The 21622-nt window shown below is 61.2% G+C and carries 19 protein-coding genes and 2 pseudogenes; 14 read left to right on the top strand and 7 right to left on the bottom strand.

Features of this window, described 5'->3' with window-relative positions; all coding sequences use genetic code 11:
- The first annotated feature begins 1191 nt into the window (after positions 1 to 1191).
- The 3 genes and pseudogenes from A3A5_RS39700 to A3A5_RS43765 all read left to right on the top strand — a co-directional run bounded on the left by A3A5_RS39700 (position 1192) and on the right by A3A5_RS43765 (position 2781).
- Positions 1192 to 1752 carry a hypothetical protein gene (locus tag A3A5_RS39700; protein WP_035814188.1) on the top strand — a complete coding sequence of 187 codons (561 nt, stop codon included), beginning with the start codon at positions 1192 to 1194 and terminating at the stop codon, positions 1750 to 1752.
- Positions 1753 to 2372: 620 nt separating this feature from the next.
- Positions 2373 to 2492: pseudogene (locus tag A3A5_RS42450) on the top strand (SDR family oxidoreductase); the annotation flags it as partial.
- A 112-nt stretch (positions 2493 to 2604) separates the two neighbouring features.
- Complete coding sequence (locus tag A3A5_RS43765) at positions 2605 to 2781, top strand: hypothetical protein (RefSeq protein WP_018314620.1); 177 nt, start codon at positions 2605 to 2607, stop codon at positions 2779 to 2781.
- 137 nt (positions 2782 to 2918) lie between these two features.
- Here the strand turns inward: A3A5_RS43765 and A3A5_RS0132505 are convergent, their stop codons facing one another.
- Together A3A5_RS0132505 and A3A5_RS0132510 are read right to left on the bottom strand one after the other, a co-directional pair.
- Positions 2919 to 3356 carry a hypothetical protein gene (locus A3A5_RS0132505; protein WP_018314621.1) on the bottom strand — a complete coding sequence of 146 codons (438 nt, stop codon included), beginning with the start codon at positions 3354 to 3356 and terminating at the stop codon, positions 2919 to 2921.
- 121 nt (positions 3357 to 3477) lie between these two features.
- Entirely contained in the window at positions 3478 to 3870 is a 393-nt protein-coding gene (locus A3A5_RS0132510) for an STAS/SEC14 domain-containing protein (protein WP_018314622.1), read from the bottom strand.
- A gap of 660 nt (positions 3871 to 4530) precedes the next feature.
- On the opposite strand from A3A5_RS0132510, the gene A3A5_RS0132515 reads away from it, so the two are divergent.
- From A3A5_RS0132515 to A3A5_RS0132535, 5 genes are all read left to right on the top strand, one after another.
- On the top strand, positions 4531 to 5481 hold the full coding sequence (locus tag A3A5_RS0132515) for a LysR substrate-binding domain-containing protein (RefSeq protein ID WP_018314623.1): 951 nt from the start codon (positions 4531 to 4533) through the stop codon (positions 5479 to 5481).
- 94 nt (positions 5482 to 5575) lie between these two features.
- On the top strand, positions 5576 to 7024 hold the full coding sequence (locus tag A3A5_RS0132520) for a sulfatase-like hydrolase/transferase (protein WP_018314624.1): 1449 nt from the start codon (positions 5576 to 5578) through the stop codon (positions 7022 to 7024).
- A gap of 16 nt (positions 7025 to 7040) precedes the next feature.
- Entirely contained in the window at positions 7041 to 8384 is a 1344-nt protein-coding gene (locus A3A5_RS0132525; RefSeq protein ID WP_018314625.1) for an FAD-binding oxidoreductase, read from the top strand.
- 14 nt (positions 8385 to 8398) lie between these two features.
- Entirely contained in the window at positions 8399 to 9376 is a 978-nt protein-coding gene (locus A3A5_RS0132530; RefSeq protein WP_026201357.1) for a tripartite tricarboxylate transporter substrate binding protein, read from the top strand.
- Positions 9377 to 9639: 263 nt separating this feature from the next.
- Positions 9640 to 10956, top strand: coding sequence for an MFS transporter (locus tag A3A5_RS0132535; RefSeq protein WP_018314627.1), 1317 nt, complete (start codon positions 9640 to 9642; stop codon positions 10954 to 10956).
- A gap of 297 nt (positions 10957 to 11253) precedes the next feature.
- Here A3A5_RS0132535 and A3A5_RS0132540 read toward each other — a convergent pair whose 3' ends face one another.
- Complete coding sequence (locus A3A5_RS0132540; RefSeq protein WP_018314628.1) at positions 11254 to 12165, bottom strand: LysR family transcriptional regulator; 912 nt, start codon at positions 12163 to 12165, stop codon at positions 11254 to 11256.
- A gap of 180 nt (positions 12166 to 12345) precedes the next feature.
- Here A3A5_RS0132540 and A3A5_RS0132545 point away from each other — a divergent pair, with 180 nt between their 5' ends.
- From A3A5_RS0132545 to A3A5_RS0132560, 4 genes are read left to right on the top strand one after another with little or no spacing between them, the layout of a single operon-like run.
- Complete coding sequence (locus A3A5_RS0132545) at positions 12346 to 13293, top strand: hydroxymethylglutaryl-CoA lyase (protein WP_018314629.1); 948 nt, start codon at positions 12346 to 12348, stop codon at positions 13291 to 13293.
- A gap of 8 nt (positions 13294 to 13301) precedes the next feature.
- Positions 13302 to 14465, top strand: coding sequence for a CaiB/BaiF CoA-transferase family protein (locus A3A5_RS0132550; RefSeq protein ID WP_018314630.1), 1164 nt, complete (start codon positions 13302 to 13304; stop codon positions 14463 to 14465).
- 42 nt (positions 14466 to 14507) lie between these two features.
- Positions 14508 to 15518 (top strand): tripartite tricarboxylate transporter substrate binding protein, encoded by a 1011-nt coding sequence (locus A3A5_RS0132555; RefSeq protein ID WP_018314631.1) that lies wholly within the window; start codon positions 14508 to 14510, stop codon positions 15516 to 15518.
- Between the two features lie 38 nt (positions 15519 to 15556).
- A complete protein-coding gene (locus A3A5_RS0132560) occupies positions 15557 to 16081 on the top strand; it encodes a gamma carbonic anhydrase family protein (RefSeq protein ID WP_018314632.1) in 525 nt (174 codons plus the stop codon).
- Between the two features lie 126 nt (positions 16082 to 16207).
- Here the strand turns inward: A3A5_RS0132560 and A3A5_RS45225 are convergent, their stop codons facing one another.
- The 4 genes from A3A5_RS45225 to A3A5_RS0132575 all read right to left on the bottom strand — a co-directional run bounded on the left by A3A5_RS45225 (position 16208) and on the right by A3A5_RS0132575 (position 20905).
- Entirely contained in the window at positions 16208 to 17221 is a 1014-nt protein-coding gene (locus A3A5_RS45225; RefSeq protein ID WP_232431515.1) for an alcohol dehydrogenase catalytic domain-containing protein, read from the bottom strand.
- Positions 17222 to 17283: 62 nt separating this feature from the next.
- Positions 17284 to 18264 (bottom strand): tripartite tricarboxylate transporter substrate binding protein, encoded by a 981-nt coding sequence (locus A3A5_RS0132565; RefSeq protein ID WP_018314633.1) that lies wholly within the window; start codon positions 18262 to 18264, stop codon positions 17284 to 17286.
- Positions 18265 to 18308: 44 nt separating this feature from the next.
- Positions 18309 to 19580, bottom strand: coding sequence for a DUF1254 domain-containing protein (locus A3A5_RS0132570; protein WP_018314634.1), 1272 nt, complete (start codon positions 19578 to 19580; stop codon positions 18309 to 18311).
- A complete protein-coding gene (locus A3A5_RS0132575) occupies positions 19577 to 20905 on the bottom strand; it encodes an alkyl sulfatase dimerization domain-containing protein (RefSeq protein ID WP_232431516.1) in 1329 nt (442 codons plus the stop codon). Before A3A5_RS0132575 ends, A3A5_RS0132570 begins: the two co-directional genes overlap by 4 nt.
- A gap of 165 nt (positions 20906 to 21070) precedes the next feature.
- Between A3A5_RS0132575 and A3A5_RS0132580 the strand changes: the two genes are divergently transcribed.
- The gene (locus A3A5_RS0132580; RefSeq protein WP_232431517.1) at positions 21071 to 21463 is read left to right on the top strand and encodes a Crp/Fnr family transcriptional regulator; all 393 of its coding nucleotides are present in this window, start codon (positions 21071 to 21073) and stop codon (positions 21461 to 21463) included.
- 36 nt (positions 21464 to 21499) lie between these two features.
- A pseudogene (locus A3A5_RS43770) lies at positions 21500 to 21622 on the top strand (IS5/IS1182 family transposase); the annotation flags it as partial.

Below are 21622 nucleotides of genomic sequence, written 5' to 3' on the forward strand. Positions count from 1 at the left end.
CCCTTGTCTAATTGTTTTCGGGTCCATTTCAAACAGTTTCGCAATATATTCGAAACCGCCATGGCCCAGCTTGTCCGCCTCCACAGCCGCATACCGCCGTCGGTCCTTCTCCGACAAGCGCGCGTACAGCCGCTTCATCCGCGTTTCAACCTCAGCCCGGTAACCAGCCTGCATCGTTTGTCCTCCAGAGGCATCACATCTTACCCGCGTCGCTTTGCGCACGCCAGGTCCACTTCGGGAAGTTATTTCTCACTCGTTCCTAAGGGCGTGACGTTCGCTGGAACGGACAACGCACTGGTTGAACGGTGCCAATGGACGCAGGACAGCCTGGGCGGCAGTTGGATTGCCAACATCGACCGCACTGGACCTGCCGGAATCGGCTATCAAGTATCAGTTCTGGGTGGCAAATGGCTCTGGGACCAAGCCGACGGGACCCTGAACCGTGGCAGAGTGACCGGAGGCTGGGTATTATGGCCTAACAGCTTGGACCAAGACATTGGCTGTGGCCAAGGAGTCGCAAAGTTCAGCATCGCGCTATCGGTCATTGGGCGTTCTCGTGGCGGGGCCTTTGAGGGCTGTCTGGATGACACGCATCTGGACCCGACGAAGCAGCCGTTTGTCTTTCCGCCCCGGATTTGGGGCAAGCTGAACATCAGTTCCCCTTAGCGCCCTGGTACTTTCAGCCCCCCGCCAAGGGTTTCTTAATTCTCTCGGGGGCTTTCGTGCGGCTTTCTTCATCGAAGGTCAGCTTGCGGGCACGCGCTGGTCGGTGGATACTAAGGACGGGCGACTTGCGAGGGCTGCCTGTACTTTTCTTCATGGACGAGGCTCTCTCCTATCTGGGAGAGGGCCCTCTTTTTTGAGGCGTGGCCTACTGGCATAACGTGGCCCCCAGAGTCGCGCGAGCGTACGCGAAGGTAGCCATCGTGCCTGTTTCAGGCCTGAAACAGATTGACTCCATTCCGTCTCGCCTTGGCTACAAACTTATCATGAAATCTGATTCATCCGGATCGTGGCATGGATGAGGCTCCAAAGAAAAAGTTTCGGAGCACCAGCGAAAACGAGTGCGCTGTAGCAAGAATCGGCGGGTGCTCACGAGGATATTTGGAGGAGTCGCGGCCAACAGCCGGATGCATATTCGTTTCAGTTCTATAGCATTGCAATCGGGGATTGAATGAACTGGAGGAATCCATGAAATCGGTTTTCGCCCGAAGTACCTACCCAATTGCCATAGCAGTAGCTGGCTTGACTGCAATAGGAACTTCAGCCGGATGGGCACAGGCACCTTGGCAGCAACGGAGTATGGTTACTTATCAGGCGCCTGCTGAGAATTCCAAGTACACGCAGCAGCTTGCGATTGACGTGGGCGACGTCCCCGGGCACCAAATTCGCCTCTTCGAGATTCAAAGCACGTACCCAAAGGACCCACCGGTGTTTCTGGGAGTGCGGGTCAAGAATTCGATTACGCGCGGTCAGTCTGACTATGTAGGTTCCGATGGCCGCGTTTCTGCCTATGTCCTCCACTTCATGGAGAACGGGGACCGGATATATGGCAGGTATGAGGGCACCTCACAAGGGACGTCTGGTGAGGCTACCGGTCGGCGAACGGTATTGGGGAACACAACTCTTACTGGTGGTTCAGGAAAGTTTCGCGGGATTCGCGGCACACTCCACAGCTCTTCCATTGCGGACCCCTCGAAAGGTTTCGTTGAGACCAAAAATGAAGGCATTTATTGGCTGGAGAAGGAGTGACGGAAGGTGTTGGGGCCGTTGGTATTTCACAGGCGCGATGGCCACCTTCGCGTACGCTGAAAAGCTCCATGCAGGGCAATTCGCACTGAAGGACGCTTGTAAAGGCAGATTCATTGTCCTAGGGACATCTGAGATAGTCTCTCCGGGTTCCGGCTCTCGCCCAGGCACACTTGACTGAGTCGTGCCCAGAGATGAAGAAGGCAGAAGAAGGTAACAGCACAGCACCTTTTTCGGTTCCTATCACACTGGTGGCGAGAAAAAGCGACGAGCCTGCTCATGGGTGTGCGTCATTGGGTTTCATGTATGACCCGACAGTTAAAAGCCGTTGCATGGCAACTTCCCCACCAGAGACTATGCTGCACAGAACGTCACCGAACAGCGACCCAGGGGAGTGCAAGGTGTTGATTCGGTAAAAGAGGTTCTTCGCATTTCCAGCCGCACCATCCGTAGTAGCTCCGCTGTAACCTTCTATTGTGGGGGGCGCACCGTGCCTATATTGCACACGGCGCAGTATCCCATTGCGCAGGCGAATCCCCCGGTGCCAGCGTATTGCGCCTCGCCAGCTATCCTCTTCTCTGCTGGCGAGGTGCTCTCCTTTGCAGCAATGGCAATCGTCAGGCGCCGCTATGAGCACCGTGAACGCGGGCATTGAGGCGTTCGGTCGGGCAGCAGCACTCGAATTGCAAGGCAAGATTCGCGTGAATGTTGTCAGCCCAGGATGGGTGTCGGAGACGCTCGAGGACCCGAAGCACACTACTATCTGATGCCTACGATGATGCACGAGAAAGAGAGCGCAGAACAGTGCCTCAGGACGCCGTTGCAGGAAGCCTTACTGCACGAGCTAAGGGGAAATTGGGGGCGAAAGAAGCCGGTGAAGCGCGCAAAGAGTGGGTGCTGGCGGCTCTATTCACGGTGGCATGCTTCAGCGAAGCCTTCCTGGTGCTGCGGGGCCAGCTGGTCGGCCTGCCGTTCGTCGCGCCTCTGGTGGCCGCTCGAGAGCATATTCATGCCCGAGTCATCATGCTTTGAGTAGGTAGGTACAACTGGAAAGCACTTTAATGCGAGAGGTGTTGCGGCTCGAAGGCAGTTTAAGGTGCAACGCCAGCCGGATGGCTCGAAAAATCAAGGGGTTAAGGCATTGTTTAGAAGCACTTTAATGTCCTACCTCACCTGCTGTTCGGTTTTTCCTTCTTAGAGAGTTCCTCAATCAGTAGGTCAGGGAACTGGCCGCCGGCGCCGAACACCATCCAGAGTGGGACGCCAAATAACGCCCCCACCGCCGCAATTCCTAAGCCTCGACGGGCGAACGCGGCCGCGACGATGGCGAGACCTGAAAGCCCAAGCCGAGTGGACGTGCTACGGCTGTCCCAGGCGTATTCCTTGAGAGCCCCAGCCGCCATCTTCGCGAGGGCCCAGGCTCCGCCACTTTGCGCAGTCGCTCGGTAAGCCGCGCGCGCCTGTTCATACCGGGGCAGTTCGCTGTCGCGGATCACTAAGAGCTGACGCATTAATGCGAGGACAGTGTACCGGTCCTCTTCGGCGATCTGGGTGGCTACGGTGGCAGCGAGCTGGCGCAGCTTCTCCTGATTGAGATCTTCTGACACGTTGCCCCCTTTGCTGCTAGATCCAGACCTGTGGACACCCATCGCTTAGGATAATCGCCCAGTGTCAGTCCTTCATACGCCTCGGCGCGCCCGTGCGGCCTGATTTGCCGTCGCGACCTGGTCAGCTCGGGCGAGTCGCGGGCTTGTCGAGAGAGCTCACGATCCAGTCCCGCGCCTCGGCCGCCTGGTCGTCCGGGAAAGTTCTGATGTGGGCCGGCACCACGAAGCGGAAGACATCGATAGCGCGGCGGATCCAGTCATGATCCGTCACCACAGCTACGGCTTCCCAATGCCAGTAATGGGCAACCCCAAGTTTCAGGTCATCCCATGCCGCACCCGCGGACATCCGCGTGAAACCGGGACCGAGCTCATAGTAGACGCGAATCTTGTCGTGCCCCTTCATCGCGGCGTTCACGGCAGGAATCAGAATCCGCTCGTAATCATCTCGTGTGACTTCGCCGGACGCACGCACCGCGACGACGTTGCCGGGGAAGCCTTCCAGGATTTCGATCATGGCAGCTCCTGTTTGCGGGCCTTCGCGGGCGCGCGGCCGCCTGCACGGATACCGGATGCGGATGCGCCTTGTGGTACCTGCTAAAAAGCTCGCTTCCACGGTACATGGGACGTGCAGGCGGGACAAGGAAGATTCTCGTCTCTGACCTCCATTTCTCTTGTCGCGGGCGATGGCGTTGGCGCCATCGCTAAGACACACCTTTAGTTGAATCACCGGCACATATGCCGCATAAGGTATATTTCGACCGAAGGCCGCGTTTGAGGCTCGGCCGGAATTCGTGAAATTTTCGCCAAATATAGAACTAAGACATTGATCCGTAAGGAAAATGTAGTATCTGTGTCAGCTCATCCTCAAGCGCCACAGGCACTGGATGACTGATCGTCTCTCATCGACCCTTCTCGGCCACTCGCGCTTCGTATTGCCATTAACCGGTATCGTGGGAGAAGGTGTCATTCGAATGACGGCGTAAGTCCGTGAACGTCGCCGCGGTCGATCTCGGGTCAAGGCCCCGAGCCTCGAGCTCGAGGAAGACTTGGGCCCAGCGTGCGCCTTCCAATGTACTTGCCTTTCTTCTCGTCAGTTCACCGCAATAAGTGCTTAAAATGCCACGCCAGAGGCCGGTGAAAGCGTACCGGCTGACATCGCCGAGGGACGGGCCATATGAATATCACGCTGCGCCAACTCAGGTATTTCGTCGAGATCGCGCAGAGCCGTAGCTTCTCGCGCGCCGCGGAACGGTTGCGGATAGCCCAGCCCGCTCTCAGCCAGAATATTTCCTCACTGGAAGACACCCTGGGCGCAAAGCTGTTCGAGCGCCATGCTCGTGGCGTCGAAATCTCGCCGGCCGGCGAGCGGCTGCTGACGAGCGCCATCGACATTCTCGCTCGTACCGACGCCTTGAAAGACGACATCGACGGACGCGCAAGCCTTCCGACCGGGAGTGTGCGTCTGTCGATTGCCGGATCCATTGCCAGCGCCGTCATCGCGCCGCTGCTTGGCGCCGTGGCACGCGAGTATCCCGGCATCGAAGTGACCGTGCACGAAAGCATGTCCTTCGAATCTCGTGCGCTCGTCGAGTCGGGGCAGGCGCATCTGGCCCTGATGCCGAGCCCCTCGGAAATCCAGGGAATGGCCTCCATGCCGCTCTACGAAGAGCGCTTCTTGTTGTACGGTACGCGCGCGGCCATGCGCCGCAAGCCAGAGACAATGACATTCGCGGAGGTGGCAGAACTGCCACTGGCCGCGCCGGACGGCGCGCATGATCTGCGCAAGATCATCGAGCGTGCGGCCAATGCCATTGGCCGCACGCTCGATGTCCGGTACGAGCTCAACAGCCCGCAGATGCTGATCGCGCTGGCACGCGATGGACTCGCCTATGTCGTGATGCCGCCGAGTGCCTGCCTTGAGGCTGTCGCGGCCAAATCCATTGTCGGACGCCCGGTGATGGAGCCCGAACTGACCCGTATCCAGGCGCTGGTCTGGCCCGAGGACCGCCCCCTGTCTCCTGCTGCAGCGGCAATCCGTGACCTCATCGCCCGCCTTGTCGGTGACCTCGTGGAGAGCGGCGCGCTGCCCGGCCGGACGGTCGGGGCGACCTATAAGAAAAAATGAAACCTCCCTAGTCCGAGACAGTATTGGTTTCGGCGCAACGGCTTGATTAGAGTTGTCTCCATAGCGCGCTGAGACGCCTTCGATGGAGACAAGCATGGCAAGCAAGAATGTTGTGGTCATCATGTCCGATGAGCACGACCCGAGGATGATGGGCTGCTCCGGGCATCCCTTCGTGAAAACCCCCAACCTGGATGCACTGGCCGCCCGCGGCGTGCGCTTCTCCAACGCCTACACACCCAGCCCGATCTGCGTCCCGGCCCGTGCAGCCTTTGCCACGGGCCGGCGGGTGCATCAAGTCCGGCTCTGGGACAACGCTATGCCCTATACCGGCGAGCAGCGCGGCTGGGGCCATGTGCTGCAGGACCGGGGCATCCGCGTCGAGAGCATTGGCAAGCTGCATTACCGCAACGAGGAAGATCCGGCGGGCTTCGATGCGGAGCACCTGCCGATGCACGTGGTCGGTGGCCACGGCATGGTCTGGGCGTCGATCCGCAATCCGTTTCGTCCGCGCGAGAACGGCCCGCGCATGCTGGGCGAGCATATCGGCCCCGGCGAGTCGTCGTACACGCAATACGACCGGGCGGTGACACAGCGGGCGGTGCAATGGCTGCAGGAGGCGGCACAGCGCCAGGAAGACGGCGTCGTCCTGTACGTCGGCTTGGTCGCGCCGCATTTCCCCTTCGTCGTGCCTGAAGCGTTTTACAACCTCTACCCGACCGACTGCCTGCCGGAGCCGAAGCTGCACCCGCGTACCGGCTACGAACAGCATCCCTGGGTCAAGGAGTATTGCGACTTCATGGCGTCGGAAAGGCAGTTCGCCAATGCCGACGAACGCCTGCGCGCCTTCGCCGCGTACTACGGGCTCTGCACCTGGCTCGACCACAACGTCGGCCAGATCCTCGGGGCGCTGCGCGACAACGGATTGGAAGACACCACGCACATCGTCTATACCTCCGACCACGGGGACAACCTCGGTGCGCGTGGTGTTTGGGGCAAGTCGACCCTCTATGAAGAGAGCGTCAAGGTACCGATGCTGCTGGCCGGCCCGAATGTCACGCCCGGTGTGTGCGACACCCCGGTCGACCTCCTGGACTTGTTCCCGACGATCCTGCAAGGCGCCGGCATCGATCCGGCGACGGAGATCGATGACCGGCCCGGCCGCTCCCTGTTCGAGCTTGCGCGTTCCGCGCCGGAACCGGATCGGGTCATCCTCAGCGAGTACCACGCGGCAGGCAGCAATGCGGGTGGCTTCATGCTACGCAAGGGATGCTGGAAGTACCACTATTACGTTGGCTTCCGCCCGGAGTTGTTCGACCTGCGGTCGGACCCCGAGGAACTGACCGATCTGGCTGGCGATCCAGCCTACTCCCCGGTACTGGCCAGCATGCATGAGGCCCTGCTGGCGATCTGTGACCCCGATGCCGTTGATCGGCAGGCCAAGTGCGATCAAGCCGCCCTGATCGAGCACTACGGCGGCCCCGATGTGGCCCATACGCTCGGCTCGTCCACATCCACCCCCGTGACGGCGAAGACCGTCGCATAAGACAGGAGGTGACATCATGGACGATCAGCTTCAACTGACACCGTCGACCGAGATCGACGAGCGCTTTCTCACGGACTGGAGCGGACTCGCCGTTGGACGGCCCGCCCAGGTATATCGCCCTGCCACGACCGGGGAAGTCGCGGCCATCGTACGCCGCTGCCACGAGCAAGGGCGCCGGATCACGGTGCAGGGCGGGCTGACCGGCGTGGCCGGCGGTGCGGTGCCCGGCGAGGGGGACGTGGTGATCAACCTCGAACGCATGAACCGGATCGAAGAGATCGACGCCCTCGAAGGCGTGATGCAGGTCCAGGCCGGCGCGACGCTCCAGCAGGTCCAGGAGGCGGCGGCAGACCAGGGCTGGATGTTCGCGGTCGACCTCGGCGCACGCGGCAGTTGCCAGATCGGTGGAAATGCCTCGACCAATGCCGGCGGCATCCGCGTGATGCGCTACGGAACAATGCGCGACTCCGTGCTCGGCATCGAGGCCGTGCTGCCCGACGGCACTGTTGTCTCGTCGCTATCCCGCCTGGTCAAGAACAGCACGGGACTGGATCCACGGTTCCTGTTCATCGGAACCGAAGGCACGCTGGGCATCATCACACGGCTGACCCTGCGGCTGCATCCGCCGATGGGCGATCTGGCGGCGGCGTGGGTGTCGGCCGCCCGCTTCGAGGCGCTGCCGCAACTGCTGCGTGCGCTCAAGCGCCGCCTGGGTTCGGCGATGTGCGCGTTCGAATTCATGTCCGATCGTTTCGTCAGCCTTGCGTCGCGCCTGACTGGGCAGCCGGCGCCAGTCGCCGCAGCGCCGTGGCATGTCCTGATCGAGGCGGCCGGCAATGTCGGGCAATCGATGGATGACGCGCTGCAAACAGCGTTGTCCGATGCGCTGGAAGCTGGCGAGATCACCGACTGCGCCCTTGCCGCATCGCTGTCGCATCGGGAAGCGTTCTGGCGTCTGCGCGAGTCAATCCCGGAAGTCCTTACGCATCTCAAGCCGGCTGCGACGCTCGACCTCGGCCTGCCGTGGAGCGAGACTGCCAGCTACATCGGGCAACTGGAAGCCGCGCTGCGGGAACGCCTGCCGGATGCGGAACACCTGTTCCTCGGGCATCTGGGCGACAACAACATCCACCTGATCAGCGGCCCCGTCGACGACGCCGGCGTGCATCTCGTCGACCAACTGGCCTACGCTGCACTGAAGGGCCGCGGGGGCACCGTCAGTGCCGAACATGGCATTGGCCGGCTGAAGAAGGAATACCTCCTGGTATCGCGCAAGCCTGAGGAGATCGCGCTGATGCGTCGCCTCAAGCAGGCGATGGATCCGGCCGGCATACTGAATCCCGGCCGGATATTCGACTAGCGCGGGAGATCCACATGCATCGCAGAACCTTCATGGGTGCGCTGGGCGCGTCGCTGCTCGCCACGCTCGACCCGGCGTGGGCGCAGGGCTATCCCAACGCGCCGGTCAGGATGATCGTGCCCTACGCGGCCGGGGGCGGGGCGGACGCCATCGCCCGCCTGCTCGGGCAGGGAATGGGCAACGAACTCAGGCAGAGCTTCGTGGTTGACAACCGTCCCGGGGCTGGCGGAATGATGGGCGCCGAGGCGGCCGCTAAGTCCTCCCCGGACGGGTATACGGTGCTCGTTGCCGGCAATCCGGAACTGACCATTACGCCGTGGCTGCAGGCAAAGACGTCGTATGCGCCGATCACCGACTTCACGCCGGTCGTGCTGATCTCGCAGTCGCCAAACGTGTTCGTCGCCAAAGCAACGCTCGGCGCGAACACCTTGCGCGCGGCGTTCGACGCGGCAAAACGCAGCCCCGGCGGGATCACGGTCGGCACGCCCGGCAACGGTTCACCGCAGCACATTGCACTGGAGTTGCTGCGGGCGCAAACCGGGCTCGACATCGTCCACGTTCCTTACAAGGGGGCCGGCCCTGCAACCGTGGCCGCGCTGGGCGGCGAGGTGACCTTCGCGCTCGTCGGCGCGCCCCCGCTGTTACCGCATATCGCGTCCGGCAAGCTGGTGCCGCTGGCGATCACCCAGCCCCGCCGCTCGCCGCTGCTGCCGAACGTGCCGACGCTTGGCGAGGCGATGGGCGTCATGCGGGAGGACGACTTCGTGACGTGGTATGGACTGCTCGTGCCGTCGCGCGCGCCCGCGGACGTCGTCGCCCAGCTTGAAAAGGCAGCGTTCACTGTGCTCAAGCGCCCGGACACGAGGGCGAGGTTCTTGGCCCTCGGGACGGATCTGGTCAGCATGCCGGGCGCGCAATTCGCAGAACGGATGCGCAGCGAATCGACGCGTTACAGAGACATCATCAGGCGCTTCGGCATCAAAGGGACGTAGCTCCCGCCAGCCCGTCTGGCGTTGTGATTGGCCCTTCTTCAAATCCATTGCCTGCTCGTTCTCGAAGCGGACGCTCGCCTATCGGATCCGCCTGCCCCGGGGCACGCTCGTCTGATCGATCCGCTGGCGACGACCTTCGCCAGCAGCCTGTCGCAGGATGACAGCCGCATGCTGGGAACGGCCGGACCTCGATGCCGGGCGTGCGCAACAAACTCTGAGCGACGCGACGCAGAGCGCGACACAATACCGATTGGAGACAAGTCATGACGTCGATCGACCTCGCGCTGCAAGCGCGCCACCCCATGCTCAGGCAGAAGTGGAAGACCGTTATCCTGGCCAGCCTTGGTGGCTCGCTGGAACTGTACGACTTCATCATCTACGGCGTCTTCGCGCGGGAGATCGCCACGCAGTTCTTTCCAGCGTCAGATCCCGTCGCTTCGCTGATTGGCGCCTTCGGCGTCTTCGCGCTCGGGTACGTATCCCGGCCGCTGGGCGGCGTCATCCTGAGCAGCCTGGGCGACCGCTTTGGCCGGCGCGTGGTCTTCCTGGTCTCAGTGCTGGCGATGTCGGCCACGACCATCGGCATCGGGCTGGTCCCCGGTTATGCCGCCATCGGCATGGCCGCACCGGTGTTGCTCGTGCTGCTCCGACTCTTGCAAGGCTTCTTTCTGGCAGGGGAATTGCCCTGCTCGATCACCTATGTGGTGGAGGAAGTGCCCGGCCGGGCCAGCACGGTCAGTGGGCTTGTCATTTTCTGCGCCGCTGCGGGCATCCTGATCGCCACGCTAGTCAGCCTGGTCATTCATTCGACGCTGTCGGCAGACGATGTGCTGGCATACGGATGGCGCGTCGCCTTCCTTTTTGGCGGCGTCATCGGCCTGCTGTCTTACTGGCTGCGGACTTCGCTCGAAGAATCCAGCGAGTTCCAGCAACTCAGGAGCCTCAAGGTCAAGCACCCGTTCCGCCGCGTGCTCGCTGAATATCCGAAGCAGATCGTTGTCGGCGTGGGAGTGGCAGGGATCGTCAACGCGTCGAACAGCCTGCTGTTCGTGGTGCTGCCGTCGTACATGGCGCTTGTACTGCATGAAGATCTGCGTCTGGTCAGCGAGGGGCAGAACATCGGGATTGCCACGATGTGCGTGTCGCTCCTTCTCTTTGCCTGCCTGGGTGACCGTATCGCGTCCCGGCACTGGCATCGGCTCGGGACCATCCTGATGCTGGCAGTGAGCTACCCGTTCTATGCACTGCTCACTGCCCAGAGGCTCGACGTGATCGCAGCCTTCACGATCATCGGGGCCGTGGGCGGACTGGTGAATGGGTCCTACGCATTCCTGTTGGCCGATCTTTTCCCCACTGAAGTCCGCTTCAGCGGCATTGCACTTTCGCTTAACCTTGCCACTGTCGTTTTCACCGGCGCCACCCCCTTCCTGGTGACGCAATTGCTGCACGCGACAGGATCCCTGGCTGCACCAGGCCTCTATCTGACGGGTGTCGCCGTGATCGCACTGGCTGCTGGCATCGGGCTGAAGGCGATGGGAGGCAGGATCGATCGCACCGGCAGGGACGCGGGGGCTTCTTGATTCGCCATTAACTTCGGCCAGGCAGCGAGCGAACCGTCCGTCAAGGGCCATAGGGCTGGCCATGCGTTGCCGTCGGGCTCCCGAGGACCCATACTGGAACGACTGCAATTGAGCCAAGCCCGGCCCTCGAGATTCTGAGTCCGATTGACTCAGACTGGCCGAAGGCGGGCGATCGTCGGTCGCCAGGCCGGCACCGACTACGGATTTCCGCTTCCGACCCTTTCCAGTCGGCCGTCCATCCGACTATGGCCGTCTGTCCTAGGTTGTAAAGCAGCCGGCTGGCGTTGTCTGCCCACGCTATCGCAGGTCATCATTTCTCTTGTCGGACAAATGTGCGACAAGAAGGCGCGCTGCTGGCGACAAAGCATCGAAATTCCGGAAGCAAATCGAAAAGCCTCGGCGAGCCCACTCATCCCGTAGCGGTACCACTTTTGCTCCAAAAGCCTCAGCTATCGGCTGCACCGTTTCTGCCGGAATGATGCAGATTCCAAGGTTTGCCTCGACGCATCGAAGAGCACCGTCAAACGTAGAGACCACCGCCCGGTAGAGCATCCGTTTGCCAAGAATGGCCGCCTGCCGACCGAGCAACGCATGAATGGCGGATTGCGCGGGCATGCCTACATGGTCGAACGGTAGTGTTTGTTCAAAAGTGCATTGATCCGCGTCCGCGAGAGGGTGGTCGGCAGGGACGACTGCCGCCAAATGATCGCTGCGATAAGGCCGTGTCTGAAAGCCCTCTAGGCCGGCCGCGTTCCAGCATATGCCGAGGGGAACGGTGCCATCGCGCAGGGCCTCGACAATGTCATTGCTCAATCCCTCATCGATCGTGACTGCAATGTCGCGATGCTCTGGGATCCGAAGGAATGATGCAATGTCCTGCGGCAGCAACTCCGCCATTGATGAAACCGTGGCGATCAACCGTACGTGCCCTCGTATGCCGCTTCCGAAGTCGGCCAGGTCCCGAGCGGCACGGTCGGCAGCCGCAATCATGGCACGCGCATGGGATAACAGCACTTCACCCGCAGCTGTCGGAATGACGCCACGTCGGCCCCTTTCAAACAGCTTCGCTCCAACCGAGTCCTCTAGCTGCCCGAGGCGCTTACTGACACCAGACGCAACCAAGTGCGACTGTTCCGCAGCACGAGCGATGTTCTGGTTCTCGCACGCGGCAACAAAAAGGCGCAGTGATGTTAAGTCGAAGTCTCTCATCAGCCATACCGAAAAAATTGACTTGGAAGTAACTTAGGTATTCCCATGGGTGGTGGCTGGCGGTTTCCTTTGGCACCAGTCATTCCATTTCGTCACGATAGCCTACACGAAAGATCGCTGTTCCTCCTGTTGTTAACGCCATAAATTTCAGGCCATGATGCAACTTCATGGAAATTACACATGGCAACCACGATCCCACAGCGCGCAGTGATCCGCGAAGTCGGCTTGCGCGATGGCCTTCAAAGCATTCGGACAATCCTGCCCACCGAACGGAAGAAGGAATGGATCCGCGCGGCCTATGACGCAGGGCTCAGGGAGTTGGAAGTTGGATCATTTGTGCCGGCCCGCCTTCTGCCGCAACTCGCCGACACCGCCGAGATCGTAGATTTCGCACGCACTTTGCCGGGCCTTTTTGTTTCGGTTCTCGTACCAAACCTGCGAGGCGCAGAGGACGCCATCGCCAGTGGCGCCGACTTGATGATTGTGCCTTTGTCTGCAAGCCACGCTCACAGTCTTGCGAACCTGAGAAAGACACCCGACGAGGTAGTAACAGAAGTCGGACGCATTCGCGCCGCACGGGATGCCTCTAGTTCGAAGACCGTTATCGAAGGCGGGGTAGGGACCGCCTTCGGCTGCACCATCCAGGGCGAAGTAAATCCCGCAGAAGTGCTTCGGCTGATGGAGGCGTTGCTAGATGTCGGGGCTGATCGTGTCTGCCTCGCCGACACGGTCGGTTATGCCGATCCTTTGATGGTCATGGACCTGTTCGAGCGGGCCCGCGCAATAGCCGGGGACAAGCTCTGGTGCGGCCACTTTCACGATACCCGTGGCTTGGGTCTTGCCAATGTGTTCGCCGCGCTTCAGACCGGCATCACGCGTTTTGATGCCTGCTTGACCGGTATTGGCGGCTGCCCTCATGCACCTGGTGCCAGCGGCAATGTGGCCGGCGAAGACCTGGCCTATATGTTGGAAAGCATGGGCATTGAGACCGGAGTCGACATCTCTGCACTGCTGGTCCTGCGGGAAAAAATCTCCGCATGGCTGGCAGGCGAAATCATGCATGGAACTCTGTGGAAAGCGGGGCTACCAAAAACCTTTGGGACTACCCAAGTCACCGCAGCAGCTTGAGAGGCAACATGGATTATCACTTAACCCAGTCGGACGAACAGGGTCTCCCGTTGGCCGGCATCCGGGTCCTAGAGTTTTCGCACATGGTCATGGGCCCGACATGCGGGATGATCCTTGCCGACCTCGGTGCCGAAGTCATCAAGATCGAGCCTCCAGGCGGTGACAAGACTCGAAACCTGCTTGGCGTCGGCATCGGCTTCTTCCGCACATTCAATCGCAACAAGAAGAGCGTCGTGCTGGACATCCAGACCGAAGAGGGTCGCGCTGCTGCTGCTGAGCTTGCGGAGCAGAGTGACGTGCTGATAGAGAACTTCCGTCCCGGTCTGATGCAGCAATTTGGCCTCGACTACAAGACGCTTGCTGAGAAGAATCCGCGTCTGATCTATGTGACCCACAAGGGGTTCTTGCCCGGCCCATATGAGCATCGGCTGGCGCTCGATGAAGTCGTACAGATGATGGCCGGCTTATCCTACATGACGGGGCCGGTAGGCCAGCCGCTGCGCGCGGGAACATCTGTGAACGACATCATGGGGGGAATGTTCGGTGCGATTGGCGTGCTCGCGGCGTTGCGCGAGCGGGACCATACGGGGCGCGGACAAGAACTCCAGAGTGCCCTGTTTGAGAACTGCGTGTTCCTGTCGGCACAGCACATGCAGCAGTATGCGATGACAGGCGAGGCGCCACCCCCGATGCCGGCCAGGGCGCAGGCTTGGAGCATCTACGACATCTTCACGCTTGCCGAAGGAGAGCAGCTCTTTATTGGCGCGGTGAGCGATAAGCAGTTCGTCGCACTGTGCAACGTGCTGGGTCATCCGGAACTGATCGGTCGGCCGGAATACGCCGACAACTCGCTACGCGTGGCAGCGCGCCCGATGATGCTTCAGGAACTCGGCCAGATTCTGAGCAGGATGTCCGTCGCAGAGTTGTCGCCGAAACTGGAAGCCGCGGGTGTCCCATACGCGCCCATTGTCCGCCCTGATCAACTGATCGAGGATCCGCACCTGAAGGCGAGCGGCGGCCTTGTCCCGATGCAAGTGGAAGACGGGTCTACGGCGCCGGTCGTCTTACTGCCCTTTACCATGAATGGTCGACGCCCCGGGGTGCTCAGGCCGCTCCCGAGTGCCGGTGAGCACAACGCCGAGATCCTGTCGCGACTACGTTCGACAGTCTAGGCAGGGTAGAGAACCCCTACATAAATAAACAGGAGACAACCGATGCTTTCTCGTTCGACGCGGTGGCTGTCGCTCGGCCGCCGCAGATTGCTCTCAGTCATTACCGCGTCATCCCTTACGGCCGTGTTGGCAGGCATTACCAGCTTTCCTGCCATTGCGCAGAACGGCAAGCCAGTGCGGCTCATCTTGCCCTTGAGCGCTGGATCCGGAGCCGACACCATTGCAAGAGCTGCAGGCCCCGCGCTTACCAAAGCCATGGGTCAGCCAGTCGTGATTGAGAACTTGCCAGGGGCCGGCGGCGTAACAGGAACAGCGCAGGTTACCAAGGCTTCTCCGGATGGCAGCACGCTGGGTCTGGTGTCGAACAATCACGTCATTAACCCAAGCGTCTACAAATCGATGCCCTTTGACGCATTGAAGGACATCACCCCGATCAGCATCATTGGTGCCGTCCCGTTTGTCCTGGTTGTGAATCCGAAGGTGCCTGCGAAGAACATGAAAGAGCTCGTAGCTCTCATGAAGGCCAAGTCCGACGGATTCAACATGGGTTCGTCTGGAAACGGAACGATTCTCCACCTCGCTGGTGAAATGTTCCTGGTCGAGGCCGGTGTCAAGGCTCGTCACATTCCTTACAAGGGCACCGGCCCAATGGTTACCGACGTCCTGGGTGGCCAGGTCGAGATGGCCGTTGTCGCACTTAACGCGGTGCAGCCGTTCCTCAAGGCAGGCAGTCTTCGCGCGATTGGGCTGCTGAGCGATAAGAGATCTGCCGCCGCGCCGGACATTCCCACTCTCGCGGAACAAGGCCTTCGCAACTTCAACGTTGAGGGCTGGATTGCTGTAATCGGGCCTGCCGGAATGAAGCCGGTCGAGGTGAAGCGTGTCCATGACGCCTTCGCATCAGCATTCAGGAGCCCCGAAGTCATGGAAGCTATGGAGAAGCAGGCAACCAGCGTCAATCCAAGCACTCCGGAAGCTGCGGCCAAGTACTTCAAGTCCGAAGCCGAACGCTATGCCGCGCTCGTCAAGAAAGCCAACGTGACCATCGAGTAGCGCTGTTGTCGTCTCATTACTAGAACCAGGAAAATAGCATGTCCCTATATCAGCTCGGCGATCACTCGCCTTCCGTCTCCGACTCGGCGTTCGTCGCTACCGAGGCCACGGTCATCGGTCGCGCACACCTCGCGGAACACGTCACCGTTTGGCCCGGTGCCGTCATTCGAGCTGACAACGAGCCCATCAAGGTCGGGCAGGGGAGCAACATCCAGGAAGGCGCCGTCTTGCACACCGATCTCGGCATTCCTCTCACGATTGGCGCTGACGTAAGTGTTGGTCATCAGGCCATGCTGCATGGATGTACCGTGGGAAGCGGGTCTTTGATCGGCATTCAGGCGGTGATTCTCAACAAGGCGGTGATTGGCGAAGACTCGCTGGTCGCAGCGGGAGCGCTCGTGACGGAAGGCAAGAGCTTCCCGCCGCGGTCTCTCATTCTGGGCTCACCCGCAAAAGCAGTGCGGGAGCTTTCCGACGATGAGGTCGCAAACCTGCGCGCCAATGCAGCCGACTATGTCAAGCGCGGTGGTACCTACAAGGCTTCGCTGAAGAAGATCGCATAGCTCGGCCGGTCCCTCCGGCGCTTTTACATCGCTCCGGTTTGGATTCTCCCGAACCGGAGTGCCCGCGCCCTTGGACCTGATCCTCGCTTGAACGGCGGGAGTCGGCCCGGTTCCGGCCATCAAAAATCAGGAGCTAACTGACTCAAACTGGCGTGCGCCGTGCAAAGGCGGCGCTTTTCCAGCGGGTGCAAGTCCCGCCCGGCAACCGCTCCAGCCGGAAGCAACCGGAGCAGCTATGGAGGTAACGAAATGGCTGAAGCCTTCGGTGTAGCGTGTCACAAATTTCGGTGACCGCGCGAGTGTGCAGGCCGTAACGCGAGTGAACGCCGAGCAAACCTCGAAAAAGTCGATGCGCAGGCCGACCCGACCGCCAGTGCGGGGAAGGCTGATACGGCTGGGTGGATGAGCAGGCAGGACGCCCAGCCGCTGCGCCGGGGTAGTGGCGACAGCATGTGCACAAGGAAAGCGCAGCAACACGGGAAGCCCCTTGACGTGGTCAGGGATGGCCAACCGGACTCCCGCGAGGGACAGGCCGGGCTCCTTGGGGCGACGGAGAGGCCCGTAGTACCGATGAAGCCGGGTAATGCCGGTGGAGGGAAGGGGCCTCAGTTCAAGACAAACGCAATAAGTAGTGAGGGACCTGGAGATTGAGCAACCTATCAACTCCGTTTGGTGTTCAGAAGCTGCAGATGGCGTTACACGCGAAAGCGAAGGCAGAAGCTGGGTACCGCTTTTATGCGCCAGGCGCGGGGACGGCACGATCATGAATTCAGCCATGCCGCCGTCCAGGCCAAGGCCGCCACCCACTGCCGGACTCCTTGCATGGCCTTCGCAATAGTTCTCGGCGGAGGTCTGGCAAGTGCGGCAAATGCCGCAGCCCCATGGAACATAGACAGCGACCGGATCACCTTCCTTCCATCCTGTTACGCCATCGCCGACGGCTCCCACCCATCCCGCGTTCTCGTGGCCCAGTGTGAATGGACCCGTCTTGCCGATGCCGTGGTCCAGGACGTGAAGATCGGAATGACAGACGCCTGCGCCCCCGATCTTCACCAGCACCTGCCCGGGGCCGGCAACCGGCTTGGGCAAGTCAACGATCTCCGGGGGACGTCCCGCCTCGATATATCTGACTGCTTTCATGGAAAATGCGAAGATGTCATATGGCGCCGAAGCGCAGGGCGAGCCGATACGGCGTATGCATATCAGTCCGCCTTGATATCGAGCGATTTGACGATCCTTGCGTTGCGTTCGAACTCGACGCGCACGTCGTTCGCCAGTTGGGCTGCGGGCTGGTCCGGCATGGGTTCGAAGCCAACGGAAACCAACCGGTCGTGGACTTTCGGTGTTGCCGCGGCCTTGCTCACCGCCACGTGGATCTTCTCTGTCAGTTCGGGAGAAACCTTGGCAGGGACCACGACCCCGGTCCAGTTCTTGAAGTCGATATCCGGATAGCCCTGCTCCGCGAGTGTCGGCACATTCGGCAATTGCGGCCACCGTGTCTTCGACGCCACGCCGAACACCTTGATCTTGCCCGCGGCAATTAGCGGCTTGGATGTCACGACGCCATCGAACATGAGCGGAACCTGACCTCCCATGACCTGCGTCAGCGCCGGAACCGACCCAGGGAACGGCACATGGGTCAGATCCAGCCCTGCCTGCTTGTTGAACATGGCGCCGGCGTAGTGCGAAGCCGTTCCGGAGCTATACGAGGCATAGCCCAGTTTCCCGGGATTCGCTTTTGCCCAGGCGACAACGCCCTTCACGTCCCTGGCGGGTACGCCGGGCGAACCCACGAACACCATGACGCCGCGCGCCAGTGCAACAACCGGCTTCACGTCCTTCAGCGGATCGAAGCCGACGTTAAGCACGTGTGGCACTTCCGTCAATACGTTGCTGGCTGTCAGAAGGATTGTCCGCCCGTCCGGCGGGGACGACAGCATCGACCTGACGGCGATGGAGCCGCTCGCGCCCGGCTTGTTGTCCACCACCACGGGCTGGCCGATCTGGGCGGACAGTTCATCCGCCACGATTCTGGCAACGGTGTCCATGGTGCCACCAGGCGGGGCGGGAACGATCATGCGCACCGGCTTGTCGGTCCAGGCGAATGCGCCCTTTGCACAGAGCGCCATGAAGAGGGCGCAAGTCAGATACTTGCAGGATCTGGTGATGGCTGTGTGATTCATATGTAGGTTTCCGCCGTAAACCATTAACACGTACGTCGCCGAGGCTACTCAAGGCTGAGCATGGGCAACGGCATCTCGAATGCCTGGAACTCCCGACGTGGCCGATAGGCTCGAAGGCTCAATTGGAAAGGACCGGCCGGTGCCGGCAGCCAGTTGGCCCTGCGGGTCGGTTCGTGCGGGCTCTGGTGCTGGATGTAGATGCGGAGCGAGTGGTCTGGCTCATAGTGAAGCTGCGCAGTTCGATCTCCGATCGAGTAACGGTCGATTGGGTTCTCCACGAAGAACCGTCGACCATCCTCGGTGGGCTCATACAGGGATAGCGACCAGAATGCATCCACCGGAATGCCCTCGCGGGAAATGGTGAGGCAGTAGTTGCGCGAGCCATGCAGCAATTGTCCGTCGTCGTCGGTCGTCCGGCCGATGTAGGTAGCCTCGCTGGCGGGCAGGGCCCCGAGGCCTGCAAGTGCGAGCGCGGCCCGCCACTCGTATCGTGCGTCGGGATCCTCGAGTTCATCGAGGACCCACCAGCCATCGACCTTGCGCCGCAGGCCGATGAACGCGTTTCTGATCCGGCTGTGAGCCGGCGCCATGCCCGATTGCCACGCATGCCGGGCCACGATCGGCAAACTGGCCCATGGATCGCGGGCACCCGGTATCAATCCCGCCACTGCGATCCTCGATAACATGGACGCATCTTCGTGAGGGGGTGGATTGCGTTCAAGCTGCTCGGCAACGACAGCCAGGAAGTTGGCCGGGTCCATCGAATCCGTGGGTTCAACCACCGGGCATTTGACAGGGGAGCACGGGGTCACCGACAGGCATTCCTGCATCGCATGGGCTGCCGGAAGGTCGTCTTCACCATTGACGATCCATCTCGCAAGCAGCCAGACATCATTGCCAGGTGCACGGATGACGCGCCCGGCAATAGGCCTCACATGATCGGCGGGACCCGCCAGCGTGATCACGACGGGTCCCGGTGCGTCCAGGTGCTGGCCGAGCACCGCGAAGTTGTTGGTGAACGCATCCATGAAGGCGATCGACCAATATTGATCAGGTGGCAGTGCAGTCACGGCGACCGTGACCGGCCCGCCTGACAAGTCGAGCCAGGCCCGGGAGTACAACGTGTCGTTGCTCGGCGTCGTGATCCAGCGGCACGCATTGTCGGCCAGCCTGCGGTCATGGCAAATGGTGTTTGGTGCGAGCGCGGGCTGCCCCATCCAGCCGGTCATGTCCCTATGGCGTGTTTTTGCCACCTCGTAAAGGGGAAAACCGTAGACGAGAGCGTCGGAAATCGCGGCGTCGAGATCGTGCTTCACGACATCTCCTTGGCGGACGCGGCGTTCGGATGTTCCCCGATCAGGAGATCGCGACGCCATTCGTGGCTGGACCTGGCGACATGGTTGAAGATGCCCTGCGTCATGGTAGCGGCCTCATTGCCCGCACGCGCGGCGTAGATCCTTGCTCGAACCCGGTGGGCTGCCTCCGATCCGGGCTCCGCCAGAATGGTCAGCTCCACCAGATGACAAGCCATCCGGAGATCGCCCTCCGCTTCGAGTTCAGCAACGCGCTCAAGCACCCTGGTCACTCCGCCAGACAACGCAATCCATTCACAGGCTTGCTGGACCCGGGGCGCGGGGAGCAGGTTATCGGGCTCGCCATCCCACCATCCGCCATAGCGGCGCCAGACATTCCGCACCAGGAACTGGGGGTGGTCGTAGATGGGCTGTAGGTAAGGCTTGCCAGCCAGGTGTGCCGGCGGCGAGACGCGATGGATGATGTCATCCAGCGGCAGGCCCCGGTTCATCAGGGCGAGCGTCTGCCGTTCGATCGACTCCAGGTACTCGGCCGTGTCGAGCAGCGCCTCCTTGACCCGCGCCGCGCCGAAGATCGGCATGCCGTGACCGCAAATCATCACCTCGGGCTGGCATCCCGACATCTCGCGCAATGCAGTTGCCCACTCCTCGCAATAGCGCTGGACCTTCTGGGGATTGCCCGCATTGGGAACAGCCCAGATGAACAGGTCTCCAGGGAAAAGCCAACGGCGTTCCGGCACCCACGCCCAGACATGATCGTCCGTTTCGCCCCGGGCGTGCCGCAGTTCAAACGTCAGGTCTCCCATTTTCAACGTGAGCGCCCGGTCGAACGTCACGTCCGGATAGCGAAAGTCAGTGGGACCCTTTGCCGGGCCGAGCTGACGGCTGAACTGCCGCGCCTTGACGGCGTCGATCCAGCCTGCCGTCTTCCGGTATCGATCCAGGTGCTCGGGCAGCAGCGTGTGGGCGTATACGACGGGCGCGGCCCAGCCCTGCTGTGCCGCTTCCTCGTCGAAGCGGCGCGTGGCCCAGATGTGGTCGAGATGGTGCTGTGAGAATACGGCGGCAACCAGCGGGGTATGCGGGCGCCACTTGCGGACGGTTTCGTAAACACGATCCATGTCGCTGCGGGTACCGGCATCCAGCATCATGAGTCCCGCACCGGTATCGATCACGGTAATCGCCGCCACGCCCTTGAAATAGAGAAGACCGGGTGCGAGCTCCTGTGCACCAGGATACGTCCCGGTAACAGGATGGTCTGTCTCGAGCAGATCAACTTGGCCGTGCCAGTATTGCTCCGCGAGGGAAAGGAAATCAGTCTCGGTCATCTTGCGTGTCCAGGCTAGTCCGGTGGCTTGGGTCCTCGTACAGGCTTGCGTCATCAGTGCGCTTCCTGGCAAAGGGGATGAGGCGAAATCTAGCCGAGGTACCATGCGAGAAATGCCACCTGCGTGACAAATCGCACTGGTACTTACCCTTGGGGAAAACTGGACATGAAAGTATCTGCCAAGCCGCTTTCCATGCGGTCGTCGCCAGATATCAACAGCCTGGAGGTCTTGCCGGAGGAGTCCCTTCGCGCCTTGCGCCAAGTCGGCGTTCTGCGGCAGTGGAGGCGAGGGCAGGTCCTGCATTGGGCAGGCGATCACGCCGAATCGGTCCTCGCCGTGCAGAAGGGACTATTGCGGATCTGCAGTCATGACTCCGCCGGCAAGGAAAACATCCTGGCCTGGATTGAACCCGGCATGATCGGTGCACTGGCACCAGTGATTGCTCGCCAGCCTTTCAATTTCAACATCGTTGCCGATCGGCGTTGTTGCATAAATCCGGGGTCGGATGGGCTGACGTTTACGCACAACGACTGGAGCGCTGGCTCTGTTAACTTCTGACGAAGCGGCGTAGTGTCTTGGACTTTTTCCGGGACGATGCGCAAGGACAACCGACAGCAAGCCGAGCCCAAGGGGGTCTACCGCGTCAAGAACTGGGCGCAGTACAACAAGGGGCTGATAGCCCGAGGAGACGTGACGATGTGGGTCGAAGAGAGCTTG

This window comes from Cupriavidus sp. UYPR2.512, assembly GCF_000379565.1.
Lineage (GTDB): Bacteria > Pseudomonadota > Gammaproteobacteria > Burkholderiales > Burkholderiaceae > Cupriavidus.